Origin of the sequence: Sneathia vaginalis, assembly GCF_000973085.1 — a bacterium.
Taxonomy (GTDB): Bacteria; Fusobacteriota; Fusobacteriia; order Fusobacteriales; family Leptotrichiaceae; genus Sneathia; species Sneathia vaginalis.
This window is the reverse complement of sequence record NZ_CP011280.1, coordinates 46,973-60,349: the sequence shown is the minus strand read 5'-3', so window position 1 is coordinate 60,349 and position 13,377 is coordinate 46,973. Positions and strand designations below refer to the sequence as shown.

9 protein-coding genes are annotated in these 13,377 nt (G+C 26.8%); 8 read left to right on the top strand and 1 reads right to left on the bottom strand.

The genetic code is table 11. From position 1 onward, the window contains the following. Nucleotides 1-55: 55 nt before the first annotated feature. On the bottom strand, nt 56-1,660 hold the full coding sequence (locus VC03_RS00305; protein WP_046328145.1) for a TonB-dependent receptor: 1,605 nt from the start codon (nt 1,658-1,660) through the stop codon (nt 56-58). 811 nt (nt 1,661-2,471) lie between these two features. Here VC03_RS00305 and VC03_RS00300 point away from each other — a divergent pair. The 8 genes from VC03_RS00300 to VC03_RS00265 all read left to right on the top strand — a co-directional run bounded on the left by VC03_RS00300 (nt 2,472) and on the right by VC03_RS00265 (nt 13,100). Beyond that, nucleotides 2,472-4,694, top strand: a complete 2,223-nt coding sequence (locus VC03_RS00300) for a hypothetical protein (protein WP_046328144.1) — start codon at nt 2,472-2,474, stop codon at nt 4,692-4,694. A 150-nt stretch (nt 4,695-4,844) separates the two neighbouring features. Beyond that, nucleotides 4,845-6,767: a BglG family transcription antiterminator gene (locus VC03_RS00295; RefSeq protein WP_046328143.1), complete on the top strand. Its 1,923-nt coding sequence runs from the start codon at nt 4,845-4,847 to the stop codon at nt 6,765-6,767. A gap of 12 nt (nt 6,768-6,779) precedes the next feature. Next, a complete protein-coding gene (locus VC03_RS00290; RefSeq protein WP_046328142.1) occupies nt 6,780-7,220 on the top strand; it encodes a PTS sugar transporter subunit IIA in 441 nt (146 codons plus the stop codon). Further along, nucleotides 7,217-7,495 (top strand): PTS sugar transporter subunit IIB, encoded by a 279-nt coding sequence (locus VC03_RS00285; protein ID WP_046328141.1) that lies wholly within the window; start codon nt 7,217-7,219, stop codon nt 7,493-7,495. Before VC03_RS00290 ends, VC03_RS00285 begins: the two co-directional genes overlap by 4 nt. A gap of 13 nt (nt 7,496-7,508) precedes the next feature. Beyond that, nucleotides 7,509-8,777 (top strand): PTS ascorbate transporter subunit IIC, encoded by a 1,269-nt coding sequence (locus VC03_RS00280; protein ID WP_046328140.1) that lies wholly within the window; start codon nt 7,509-7,511, stop codon nt 8,775-8,777. Between the two features lie 12 nt (nt 8,778-8,789). Continuing rightward, nucleotides 8,790-9,599, top strand: coding sequence for a transketolase (locus VC03_RS00275; protein ID WP_046328139.1), 810 nt, complete (start codon nt 8,790-8,792; stop codon nt 9,597-9,599). Further along, the gene (locus tag VC03_RS00270) at nt 9,596-10,525 is read left to right on the top strand and encodes a transketolase family protein (RefSeq protein ID WP_046328138.1); all 930 of its coding nucleotides are present in this window, start codon (nt 9,596-9,598) and stop codon (nt 10,523-10,525) included. The genes VC03_RS00275 and VC03_RS00270 overlap by 4 nt, the downstream gene beginning before the upstream one ends. 286 nt (nt 10,526-10,811) lie before the next feature. After that, entirely contained in the window at nt 10,812-13,100 is a 2,289-nt protein-coding gene (locus VC03_RS00265; protein ID WP_046328137.1) for a hypothetical protein, read from the top strand. The last annotated feature ends 277 nt before the right edge of the window (nt 13,101-13,377 follow it).

Sequence of the window (13,377 nt, the reverse complement as noted above, 5' to 3'; positions counted from 1 at the left end):
TGTAAAAAAAAAAGATTAACCCCTACCAAGGTTAATCTTTAAAAAATTTATTCAATTATTTCCATGAATATTTGATGTTTAATTCAGTCTTAACATCTAGACCTTTATATTCAAGAGATTTATCAGTAGTCTTTTCACCAAATTTAACTGGTAATTCAACCTTATTATTAACTTCTAATCCTTCTACTGGTTTGTATACTAATGAAGCACTTGGTTTAAGTTCTAATTCCTTAGTACCTACAAGTTTGTTGTTATTTTTCTTAATTTTATCGAAGTTAGCACTTAAGCTTAATCCACCTTTTAATTCTAACTTATCAGTTGCTTTGTAAACAGCATTTACTTCTGGTTTTAATGTAACGAACCCTGCTTTATTATTAGCTAAATAATCATCTGTAAGTACAGCTGAGCTTACTGTGAATTCAGGACTTACAGTTAATTTAGAATTAATAGCATAATCGTATTTAGCACCTAATTTAGCTACATAAACTCCTCTATTTTTAATAGTCTTAGTTGTGTTAGTCTTAACATCTCTAACACCAGATAATAGTACATTACCAGTTAATGTTAACTTGTCGTTTAATAATACATATTTAGCATCTAATGATGTACCAAACATAATTAAGTGTGCATTTTCAACAACTTTATGGCTATTATTATCATATTTTCTGTATCCTTCTGTATAGTCTACAAATGGGTTAGCTGATAATGTTAATCCTTTAACACCTGTATATGTTAATTTAACATTTGCATATTCTCTGTGTAAACCAGTTACTTTTCTAATCCAATCTGTACCATCAAATTTATCTAAGTAATGATTTAATTTAACCCCACCTAAGATAACATCGTGTCCATCTTTATCTTCTTTAAAGTAATCATCGTTTGAAACAAGGAATTTAGAAACATTAACTTTAAATCCTGCTTTACCTTCAACAGCGAAGTCTTTAATAGCATCATATTTTGCTGATACTTCACCTTTAACGTAATCTACAGCTTTTGCAGCTTTTGGATTTTGTTCTTCAAGTTTTCTGTAGTCATGTTTAATTTCAACATTTGCTTTTACGTCTTTTAATCCTTTAACAAATACGTCTTTATCTGTTTCACTTTCTACAAATACTTTGTGAGTTGATTTAACATCTTTTCCATAATTATCATTACCTGCTGATTTTGCAAATGGGAAGTTAGTCTTTGAGTTTAAACCAAATGTTAATGCATCATATTTGTAGCTTGCTTGTCCTTCAAGTTCTGCTGATCCACCGAATTTGTAATTATCAGTTTCACCATCAACAAATTCAGGTTTAACTGTTGCTTTTACGAATGATTTAACACCCTTTATTTCTGGTAATTCATATTTAGCAAAAACATTAGAGTGATTTAAAAAGTTTGCTTTTTTAACAACTTTATCTGCATTTGTTTTAGCATCTTTACCTAATTCAATATCTTTAGCTTTGAATTCTCCACCAAAGCTTAAACCAGAACCTTTAACTTTAACTTCAGTTTCAACAAAAGTTTCAGGAACTTTGAATTCGTTAGTTGAAGCTTTTTTAGCGTGATTATAAGTAGAATTTATTTCACCTTTAAATGTGTAATTAACATGACCTTCAGTTGCAGCTAATGTAGTTATAGATGCAACAAGGCTTGCTAATAATATTGTTTTTTTCATAATATCTCTCCTCTTATCAAAAATTTAATATATTTATATAGTAGTCAAGTATATTGTAGCTATATATACAAGAAATGAAAGAACTTTTTATTTTTATTTAAAATAGTTTTTTAACCTGACTATTATACTATCTCAACCTTATGTATATTTTACGCACTCTATAACTCAAGTACACTTTATTAACCAAAAACAAAATTTTTTTAGAACAAAAAAATTTATCGTCTGTAGTCCCTTTATACAAAGTAAAAATTAATGGTAACAAATGTAAAGTATAAAGTGGTTAAATTTTTCATTAATGTATTTTTTTGTAAAATCAGGTATAATAAGCAGATATATTGAATAAATACTGTGTATTTAGCATTTTTTTAAATAATATGACACACAAAGAAAAAGATATATCATATTTTTTAAATCAGCATAATGTCGGACATTAAACGTAGCTTATTTAAAAAAATGCAAAAAAATATGTGTAGAACACTAATATGTTCTACTTTTATCCCCCTAAAAGTGATATGTACCCAAAAAAATGTATAGATAGTAAGAATGTATGATATAGTGAAAATTCAACTTAAAAAAATTAGAGCCCAAAAGCACATAAAATACTCAAAACTTTTTTTAAAATAATAAAAAAATATATTAAGTTAAAAAAATGGTAGTCATAAAATGTGTTTATACAGAAGAATAGTTTGTATGTGAAATATTTCAGTTAAGTATTAAACACTTGTTTTCTATTTTATTTCTTTTTTCTTCAACTTTTTTGGCTATAATATACTTGACTACTATAGATATGTAAAAAAAGGAGAAAACAATTATGAAAAAAACAATATTATTAGCAGGAATAATAGCCAGCATGACAACAATGGCTAATGTTACTGGTTTCGTAGAAGGAAACGGTGACGGCGAAGTAAGATTTAACAAAACATTAGATGGTAAAACATTTGTTGATGGAGATATCAACGATTTATCAGTTAAAGGTGAAGTAAAAGTTAACAAACTTACTTTAGGTGCAGTATTAAAGAATAAAGATATTAAAGAAATATCTAAAGTTAAACCTTTAACAACTGAAATGTATACAGAAAACTTATTAGACAACTCAAGTGTATACGCTAAATATGAATTACCAGAATTTTCTGGAATTAAATCATATGTAAAAGGAACATTAAATCCTAAAGCTAAATATGAAGCAGATGGATCATTAAACTTCAAAAAAGGTAATGTAGAATTAGAAGGACAATTAGCTCATAGCTTCAGTAATGGTGCAGAAGTATCATTAACTTCAAAGACTACATTCCCATTCGAAAAGAAAGATGGAGAATATGGTAAAGCAGCTTCATCAGAACACACATTAAAATTAGGAGCAAAGAAATTAAATAACTTTGAAGACCTAGAAGCAAGCTTAAAATTAAATCATACATATGCAAAAGAAGAAGCATTTAAGTTTGTTGATCTTTCAGCAAAAGGAACATATGCAGGATTAAAAGATAGTAAGTTAACAGGTAAAGCAAACTTCAGATACCAAGTAAATGGAACATCAGATGTTAAAGACCTATTAACAGATGGACAAATCAAATTAAACAAAGACGCATATGCACACTCATATGAATTAGATGCTAAATACACAGGAGTAAAAGACCTAGAATTAACAGCAGGAGCATTCGTACAACATATACACTTTGATGAAGGTGGATTAGGTAATTATTCAGCAAATGCTCTTAACGATTTATATTCACAAAGTTTATTAAGCGATACTAAGGATATATCAAAAGTATTCGTTGATAGACTAAACGATATTAAAAATAAATATAATAAAGCTAAAGAAGATTTAGAAAAAATCACAGAAGAACAAAAGAGAGCTTATAACGATGCTAAGTCTATTTACGATGATGCACTAAATGCATATGGTACCGAATTAGATAAAGAAGAAAAAACTATAAATGAAAAATTTGGTAAAATAACATCTTCACGTGATAAAGCAAACGCAGATATAATCATTCAAAAGACAAAAGAAATATTTGATAAATTAGAAAAAATAGATTCTATTGATAAAAAAACATCATCATTAACCTCTATTTCAAACTATAAATACGCTAATAAAGAATATATCACAAGCGAAAAAGCAAAACTTACAAACGAACGTGATACGTTATTCACTTCTGTTAATAATGCAGTTAATGAAATTAATAGAGTTAAAGGTAAATATGATAAAAAAATAACCTTAGCTTCTAATGCGTCTTCAAAAGATATTGTTGTTTATATGAATAAATTAGTAAATGATGCAGTTAAAACTGCTACAACTTCAACTAAGGATGGTTCATACACTAATAGAGCTCTTGCTAAAGTAGGAATACAACGTAAGAAAGCAAGTAAAGTTACTGACTTTGAAAGCAATAAAATCTATTTCAATAAAGATTCTAATACTGGTAAATTAGTCTATAACGCAACTGGAGATTTAAATTCTAAAACTCTAACAGAAAATTTACTTAATACAGATTACTTACAAGCTCAAAAAGCTTTAAAAGATTATAAAAAAGCATTAGATATTAAAGAAGAATACAAAAATTTTGTAGAAAGATATAAAGAATATGGTAACGCTAAATTAGACCTAGTTAACTTCGGTGCTAAATTAGGAGCTAAATATACTGGTGTTAAGAACTTAACATTAACTGTTGATGGTGTATTTGCAGGTAGATACCATTCTGGATATAATCAATTATTCAAATTACCTGCTTACACAACAGGATATGTTAAATTACACGCTGGTGCTAAATATGACTTCAAGTTATTAAATGATAAATTATTTGTAAGCCCAGAAGGAAATGTTACAACTACATTTGCTGATATCTATGCTGGAATATGCAATCCAAGCTTAGTATTAGCACCAAAGGTTTCAGTTGAATACAAACCTATAGAAGAATTAAAGGTTAAAGGTTCAGTTGAAGTACCAGTAAGATTCGGATTAAATGAACTTAATGAATTTAGATACAAGAATACAGGTATTAAAGGTTCATTAAACATGAGATACGAATGGAAATAAGCCAATTCTTATTGGAAATTTAATATATAGTCGAAAAGAGGCGAAAGCCTCTTTTTTTGTTATAGGTGTATATTTTTTGTAATTTTTTTTTAATTATTTCATCTTTTATTTAATATCATGTAAGGTAAACTTTATTATAAGGAGACAGATATGCTAGTAAATATGTTAACTATAAAAATTTTTGATTTAATTTGTGTAAATGAAATAACTGATTCTTATCATATTTTAAAAGTTTTAGATTTAAATGAAAGAAAATTTAGATATGAATTAGATATTTTATCAATGACTTTAAATAATCATAACTGGGGAGAAATTTATTTAAAGAATAAAAAAATATATTTTAAACTAAATGATACTCCAAACAATATTTTATCTTATTTGAATAAATGCTTGAAATTAAGTTCTATAGAAAGAATTAACTACATTTTTTTATGTCTAATTTCTGAAAATTTTATAAGTTTATCAAAAATAGCTAATGATTTATTTGTAACTAAAGCTACAATAAAAAAAGATTTAATAAAATTAAAAGATACTTTATACAATATCTCAATAAAATTTGATGGTCATTATTTTTTAGATGGAAATGAAATAGATGTAAGAAAAAAGGCATTTGAAACATTATCAACTGTAGTATTTGAGAACAAGAATAACAAGATGCCAGATTTAATAATGGAATCATATAATTTAGCACTTGATATTTATAATAAGCTAAATATTAATTATATGATAAATAATAATTTGGTATTTACATATATTTTAGTATTAATAGTCCGTATTAAAAACGGTAAAACCTTAAAAAAAGATATTGATAATGAAATATGTAATATAAAACTATATAACGCTATTGTATTAGCATTTAGTGAACTTAACGTTAATAAATATGAAATAAATGCATTTTATAGATTTATAATAAATACAATTTCTAATTATGACAATATTATAACCGACAAATGGATAGAATTTAGAATCATAACTCGAAACTTCATAGATAATATGTCTATAGCAACAAACATTCCTTTTATACAAGATAAATTTTTGCTAAAAGGGCTTGAAAATCACATACCACAATCAATATATAGATGTAAAAAAAACATTAAATTAGGTGATCTTAATTACCTATTTGATGAATTTATGACTAATAAGTTAATTGAAGTTGTAAAAAAAGAAATAGAGTATATAGAAAATATTTTTCAAATAAAATTCAGTATAGAAGAAATCTTACTTTATGCAGTACATTTCGAAGCATCAATAGAAAGAAATAATAATAACTGTAAAAATTATAAGAAAGTATTATTACTTTGCGTAGGTGGTTATGGTACTACTAAGATATTAATCAATAAACTAACTAATAGATACAATTTTAATAAGATTGATATTATCTCTCTTATGCAATTAAAACAAATTGATATAAATGAATATGATATATTAATTTCAACTATTGATGTGGATAACATCGATTTTGGAAATAAAATTAAAATTTCACCATTCTTAACAAATAAAGAATTAAAGAAATTAGATTCTTTATTTGAGATAAAAAATAATAGTTTAAATTATGAAAATTTATTATTAAATCTAAAAGAAAATCATGACATTGATGTTATTCAAAGGCAAACACTAATAAACGAATTTAACACCCTTAAGTATGAGACAATTTCAATGAAATACTTTAATAACATAGAATTCTGTAAGATAAAATTTAATACATGGGAAGACACTATAAGATATGGCGTTTCAAAAATGGTTGAACTTGGCATTGTAAATGATGATTATGCAAATAAAATTATTGATACTATCAATGAATATGGATCATATATGATAATTACCAAAAATATTGCTCTACCTCATGCAAAGGTTGAAAATGAAAATTATAAAACTGGTGTATATATCATATATCTTAAGTACCCTATAATATTCCCTGGAAGAAAAAGGGTGAAATTATTGTTTTTTGTTCATATTAATTGCGATGATTCAAGGGAATTAATTGATAACATTTTACAAATAATCGATAATGGACAAGATTTAAATAAAATACAAAATGTAGAAGATTTAAAATCTTATTTATCATATAAATAGAAAGGTAGCAGTATGTTTAAAAAGGAATTAATTAATTTTAATATTCAAGCTAGAAATTGGGAGGATGCGTTAGAAAATACCTGTAATATATTAGAAAAAAATGGATATATTGAACATAAATATATCAATAAATTAATTAATATAACTAAGGAGATTGGTCCTTATTATATTATAACAAGCAATGTGGGTATACCACATTTAAGACCAGATGAAGGTGTAATTAAGTCTGGATTAGCATTCTTTAAATTAAGGAATAAAGTAGATTTTTTAGGAAATAAGATACAGTATTTAATCTATATTTTAGCTTTAAATTCAAATGAACATATAGATAAAATCCAATCAATTACATCTATATTAGAAGATAAAAATTTATTTGAATCATTAAATAACAATAAATTTAATATTGATGAATTTATAAAATATATTAACAATAAAGGAGATGTTAAATTATGAAAAGAGGTTTAGTTGTTTGTAGAACAGGTATGGGAAGTTCCATGATGTTAAGAATAAAATTAGAACAAGTTATATCTGAAAATAATTTAGATATAGATTTAGAACATGATGTTTTAAGTGCAATAACAAATTATGATGTAGATTTTGTTGTAACAATGAATGATCTTGTAGATCAAGTAAAAGATGATGTAAAAGCAGTTATAGGTATTGAAGATTTAATGAATAAAGAAGAATTAAAAGCCAAATTACTTGATTATCTAAATAAAAATCAATAGGAGGAATATTTTTATGGAATTTGTAAAAATTATAGTTTTTGACTTATTAGGGCAAGCAGCTATTTTAGTTGGGTTAATGTCTTTAATTGGGCTAATTTTACAAAAGAAACCTGCTACTAAAGTTATATCTGGTACTATTAAAACTATTGTAGGTTTTCTAATTTTTAGTGGTGGAGGTGCAATGGCTGTAAAAGCTCTTGATAGTTTCCAAAATCTTTTTCAAAAAGGATTTGGATTAGCTGGTGTTCTACCTTTAGCAGAAGCTGTAACAGCTCTTGCCCAATCTAAGTTTGCAATTATTGTTTCACTAATAATGATTTTGGGATTTTTATTCAATTTAATTATTGCTAGATTCACAAGATTCAAATATATATTTTTAACTGGACAACATAACTTATATCTTGCAGCATTACTTACAGTTGTACTAAAAGCACTAAATTTATCTAATATAGTTACTATAGTAATAGGTGCAATTCTTTTAGGATTAGCTGCTGCTATTTATCCTGCTATAGCTCAACCGTATATGAGAAAAGTTACAGGACATGATGAAATAGCTATGGGACACTATGTTACTCTAGCATATGCTTTATCAGGATTTTTAGGTAAATTTGTTGGTGATCCAAAAGAAAGTACCGAAAAGATAAAATTACCTGGTTGGTTATCAATCTTTAAAGATTATGTTGTTTCAGTAAGCATATCTATTTTAGTATTTTTCTATATTGCAACAATAGCAGCAGGTAAAGAATATGTTAGTACTCTTTCAGGAAGTGTAAACTGGTTGATTTTCCCATTATTTCAATCATTAACATTCACAGCAGCCTTATATATTATAATAACAGGAGTTAGAATGTTTTTAGGAGAAATAATACCTGCATTCGTGGGAATTTCAGAAAAATTAATTCCTAATTCAAAACCTGCACTTGATTGCCCTGTTGTCTTTCAATATGCCCCAACTGCTACAGTTTTAGGATTTTTATCAGCCTACGTAGGTGGACTACTAACAATGGTTATACTTGCATCTCTTGGTATGGTTGTCATAATCCCAGTTGCAATACCATATTTCTTCATTGGTGCAACAGCAGGTGTATTCGGAAATGCCACTGGTGGATGGAAAGGTTGCATACTAGGAGGGTTTGTTACAGGAATTTTAATTGCAGTAGGTCCAGCAGTAATTTACCCTATAATGAAAATAGTTGGGCTAAGTGGAACTACATTCCCAGAAACAGACTTTGTTGCATTAGGACTAGTTGTATACTATGTAGGTAAAATTTTTGGTAGATAATGGGGGAAAAATATGTATAACAAAAACACTTTAATTGAACAATCAAAGATATTAAGAAAAGATATCATTGACTTAATTTTTTATGCTAAAGCTGGGCATCCAGGAGGTTCCTTATCTTGTATTGATATTTTAAATTATCTATATACATATGAAATAGATCTAAATAAGGATAAACGTTCAAGATTAGTCCTTTCAAAAGGACACGTTACACCTGCACTATATTCAATATTTTTAGAAAAAGGTGTTATACCTCGTGAATATATTACAACTTTTAGAAGAGTTAATTCAAAATTACAAGGTCATCCTGATAAAAAGAAAATAAATCAAATTGACGCTAATACAGGTTTACTAGGTCAAGGTTTATCAATATCTGTTGGTATGGCTTTAGCAAAAAAATTAAATAAGGATGATAACTATGTGTATTGTATAATAGGTGATGGTGAAATGCATGAAGGTCAAATATGGGAAGCATTAATGTCAGCCTCACACTACAAACTAGATAATTTAATTGCAATACTTGACTATAACAAATTATCATCAAAAGGTGATGTTAATAAGGTCATGAATCTTGAACCTATTTATGATAAAATAAAGGCTTTTGGTTTTAATGTTTTAAATATAAATGGACATAATTTTGATGAAATAAATGAAGCCATACTTACAGCAAAGAAAAAAAATTCAAAACCAACTTTCATAATAGCAAATACAATAAAAGGTAAGGGTGTATCATTTATGGAAAACAATCCAAAATGGCATAGTGGTGCTATAACAGAAGAACAAAGAGAAATTGCATATAAAGATATAGAAAGGGGAATACAATGAATTATGAAACTGTTTCACCAAGAGATTATATAGGTAAAATTTTGATAGATATTGCAACAAATAATGATAAAATTGTTGTTATTGATAGTGATTTATCAAGTTCTGTAACAACAAATAAATTCCAAGAAAAGTTCCCTGAAAGATTCTTTGAAATAGGAATAGCTGAACAAAATTCTCTAGGAATTACATCTGGACTTTCTTTAGAAGGTTTAATTCCATTTTATGTTAATTTTTCTATATTTTGCACAGGTACTGTTTGGACTCAATTAAGACAAGCCTGTTATGCAAAACTAAATATAAAGATTATAGGAACACATCCTGGTATGGATGATGGTCCAGATGGTGCAACACATCATGCATTAGAAGATTTAGCACTAACCCGTGCATTACCAAATTTAACAATATTAAATCCAATAGATGTTAACGATTTAGAAGCAGCAATAAAAAAAGCTATTGAAATAAACGGACCTGTATATATACGATGTGCAAGAGATATAGTACCTGTAATACATAATACTCCTTTAAAAGATTATTCATCAGAAAGCGAAGTAATCTATGATGATGGAAATGATGGTGCTATAATTTTTGAAGGTACTGCTTGTAAGCAAGCACTTGATGGTTATTTACTATTAAAAGATTTAGGATTTAAAAATAAATTAATCAGTATAAAACAAATTAAGCCGTTAAACAAAGAATATCTTGTAAACATATTAAAAAAAGTTAAAAAAGTTGTTACAGTTGAAAATCATACGATTTATGGAGGTTTAGCAACAATAATTTCAGAAATAATTGCAGAATATAATTTAAATATTAAACTTAAAAAAGTAGGAGTTAATGATACATTTACTGAATCTGGTAAAACTATAGAAGTTAAAGAAAAGTATGGACTATCTGGAGAAAATGTAAAAAATATATATTTAAAATAAAAGATCATTTAAGTGAGGTTGAAAAATCTCACTTTTTTTAATTAATTTTTATTTTTTTCGCACTCTACTTCACAAAATGAAATTAAATCGTGACAACAAGAAATAAATATGAAGTTAAAAAACTAAATATTTTAAAATAGTACAAATATTCGTTACTAAAATTGTGCTTTCCATTTTTAGTTAAATATTAAATTAGAAAAAAATTAAAAAATATATTCATATTTCCACTCTTTTTATATAAAATAATATTAATAATATATATTTGTAATAAAATAAGGAGGAGATTATGAAAAAAACACTATTATTAGCCAGTTTAATTGCAACTGTTTCAATGGCAACAACTGGTTTTGTTGAGAGTAATTTTAAAGGTGATTTAAACTTCACTAAAGCAGATGATATGACTATACTTACTGGAAATCTTGATGAATTATCGCTTAAAGGTGAAGTAAAAGTTAACAAACTTACTTTAGGTGCAGCATTAAAGAATAAAGATATTAAAGAAATATCTAAAGTTAACCCTTTAACAGCTGAAATGTATACAGAAAACTTATTAGACAATTCAAGTGTATACGCTAAATATGAATTACCTGAATTTGCTGGAATTAAATCATACGTAAAAGGAACATTAAATCCTAAAGCTAAATATGAAGCAGATGGAACATTAAACTTCAAAAAAGGTAATGTAGAATTAGAAGGACAATTAGCTCATAGCTTCAGTAATGGTGCAGAAGTATCATTAACTTCAAAGACTACATTCCCATTTGAAAAGAAAGATGGAGAATATGGTAAAGCAGCTTCATCAGAACACACATTAAAATTAGGAGCAAAGAAATTAAATAACTTTGAAGACCTAGAAGCAAGCTTAACTATAGGGCACGTATATGCAAAAGATGGATTCAGAAAAGCTGAATTAAATACAAAAGGAACATATGTAGGATTAAAAGATACTAAATTAAATGGAGAATTCAACTTTATAGACGAAAAAGAAGACGATGGTAAGACAGATAAGAACATGGCTGTATCATTGAAAGCTGGAGCAAACTATAAAGGAATTAAGGATCTAGAATTAGATGGTAAATTCAACTTCAAATACCAAGTAAAAGGTACTTCAAAAGTTAAAGATATCATAACAGATTCAGATATAGTATTAAACAAAGATGCATATGCACACTCATATGAATTAGATGCTAAATACACAGGAGTAAAAGACCTAGAATTAACAGCAGGAGCATTCGTACAACATATACACTTTGATGAAGGTGGAATAGGTAATTACGTAGCAAATCCTTCTGAATGGCTATACGCTCAAAGCTTAGTATCAAACGATAAAGACTTCTTTGCTAAACATAAAGAAGAATTAGAAAAAGCTAAAAAAGAATACGAAAAAGCTTTAGAAACTATAAAAGCTACAAAAACAGAAGATAAGAAGAAATATAATGACAACAAAGAAATTTATGACAAATTAATAGAAGCTAAAAAATTACAATTGGATGAAGAAATTAAATCTGCTAAAGCAATATATGACAGCATAACAGACGAAAAAGATAAAGCTACTGCTAAAAAAGCTTATGAAACACAAGTTAAAATTAATAATCTAGAATTTAAAACTGGAGAATTATCAGCAAAATTATCAAACATACATTTCCAACTTGAAAAACTACAGTTAGAAAAGAAAACTGAAAAAGAAGAAGAAATAGATAAGCTACTAGAAGAATCTAAAAAACAAATACAAGAATTAAAAAAAGATAAAGAAGACAAAGGTGCTTTTGTATTCTTTTATTCATTAGCAAAAGCTGCAGCTAAGAGTTTTGTTAAGGATCTTATACCTAGTGCTATACCAGATACCCCAGAAGAAAAAGGTAAAAAATTAGCAAAAGCAGAATATAATAAAGAAGTATTCCTTCACGAAGAAAAAGAAAACAAAAAAATCAAGAATATAATTAAAGATCTAGTATTTAAAAAGGAAGCAGATGGTTCATATAAGATAGCCACTTCAGGTGATGTTAAAGCGAATGATGTATACGATATAACAAAATCTGAATATGGAAAAGCTTTAGCAACTAAAGAAAGCTACGAAAATTATTCTAAAAACAAATATAACGAAGCTATAAATACTCTAAGTGAATACAAAGCAAAAATAGACTTAGTAAACTTTGGATTCAAATTAGGTACTAAGTACACTGGTGTTAAGAACCTAACATTAACTGCTGATAGTGTATTTGCAGGTAGACATCATTCAGGATATGATCAATTGCTTAAATTCAAACCATATACAACAGGATACATTAAATTACACACTGGTGCAAAATATGACTTCAAGTTATTAAATGATAAATTAGTTGTAAGTCCAGAAGCTAATGCTACAACTACATTCGCTGATATTTATGCTGGAACGGTTAACCCAAGCTTAGTATTAGCACCAAAAGTATCTGTAGAATACAACCCAATAGAAACATTAAAAGTTTCAGGTTCAGTAGAAGTTCCAGTTAAATTTGGTTTAAACCAATTTGAAGAATTCGGTTATAGAAGCACATCTATTAAAGGTGCATTAAACATGAAATATGAATGGAAATAATAAAAAGGGCAAAAGCCCTTTTTTATTTGAATTCGTATAATACATTTAAAAAAAATATGACAATGAAAAACAAATAATATTAAAAATCTATAAATTTAAAAAATATGGTTAAAAAATTGTAAGGTGTATTTTTTACCAATATTCTATATAAATTCAGAATATGTCTTAAATGGTTAAAAAATAATCTTGAAAACTATTAATTTCTATGTTTATATTTTATAATTTTACATATAAAATAATATTAATAATATATACTTGTAACGGAAAGAAGGAAATT

What these genes read in the sequence shown, in the direction of transcription:
- VC03_RS00305 (WP_046328145.1), bottom strand. Translation starts at nt 1,660, where the DNA reads ATGAAAAAAACAATATTATTAGCAAGCCTTGTTGCATCTATAACTACA.
- VC03_RS00300 (WP_046328144.1), top strand. Translation starts at nt 2,472, where the DNA reads ATGAAAAAAACAATATTATTAGCAGGAATAATAGCCAGCATGACAACA.
- VC03_RS00295 (WP_046328143.1), top strand. Translation starts at nt 4,845, where the DNA reads ATGCTAGTAAATATGTTAACTATAAAAATTTTTGATTTAATTTGTGTA.
- VC03_RS00290 (WP_046328142.1), top strand. Translation starts at nt 6,780, where the DNA reads ATGTTTAAAAAGGAATTAATTAATTTTAATATTCAAGCTAGAAATTGG.
- VC03_RS00285 (WP_046328141.1), top strand. Translation starts at nt 7,217, where the DNA reads ATGAAAAGAGGTTTAGTTGTTTGTAGAACAGGTATGGGAAGTTCCATG.
- VC03_RS00280 (WP_046328140.1), top strand. Translation starts at nt 7,509, where the DNA reads ATGGAATTTGTAAAAATTATAGTTTTTGACTTATTAGGGCAAGCAGCT.
- VC03_RS00275 (WP_046328139.1), top strand. Translation starts at nt 8,790, where the DNA reads ATGTATAACAAAAACACTTTAATTGAACAATCAAAGATATTAAGAAAA.
- VC03_RS00270 (WP_046328138.1), top strand. Translation starts at nt 9,596, where the DNA reads ATGAATTATGAAACTGTTTCACCAAGAGATTATATAGGTAAAATTTTG.
- VC03_RS00265 (WP_046328137.1), top strand. Translation starts at nt 10,812, where the DNA reads ATGAAAAAAACACTATTATTAGCCAGTTTAATTGCAACTGTTTCAATG.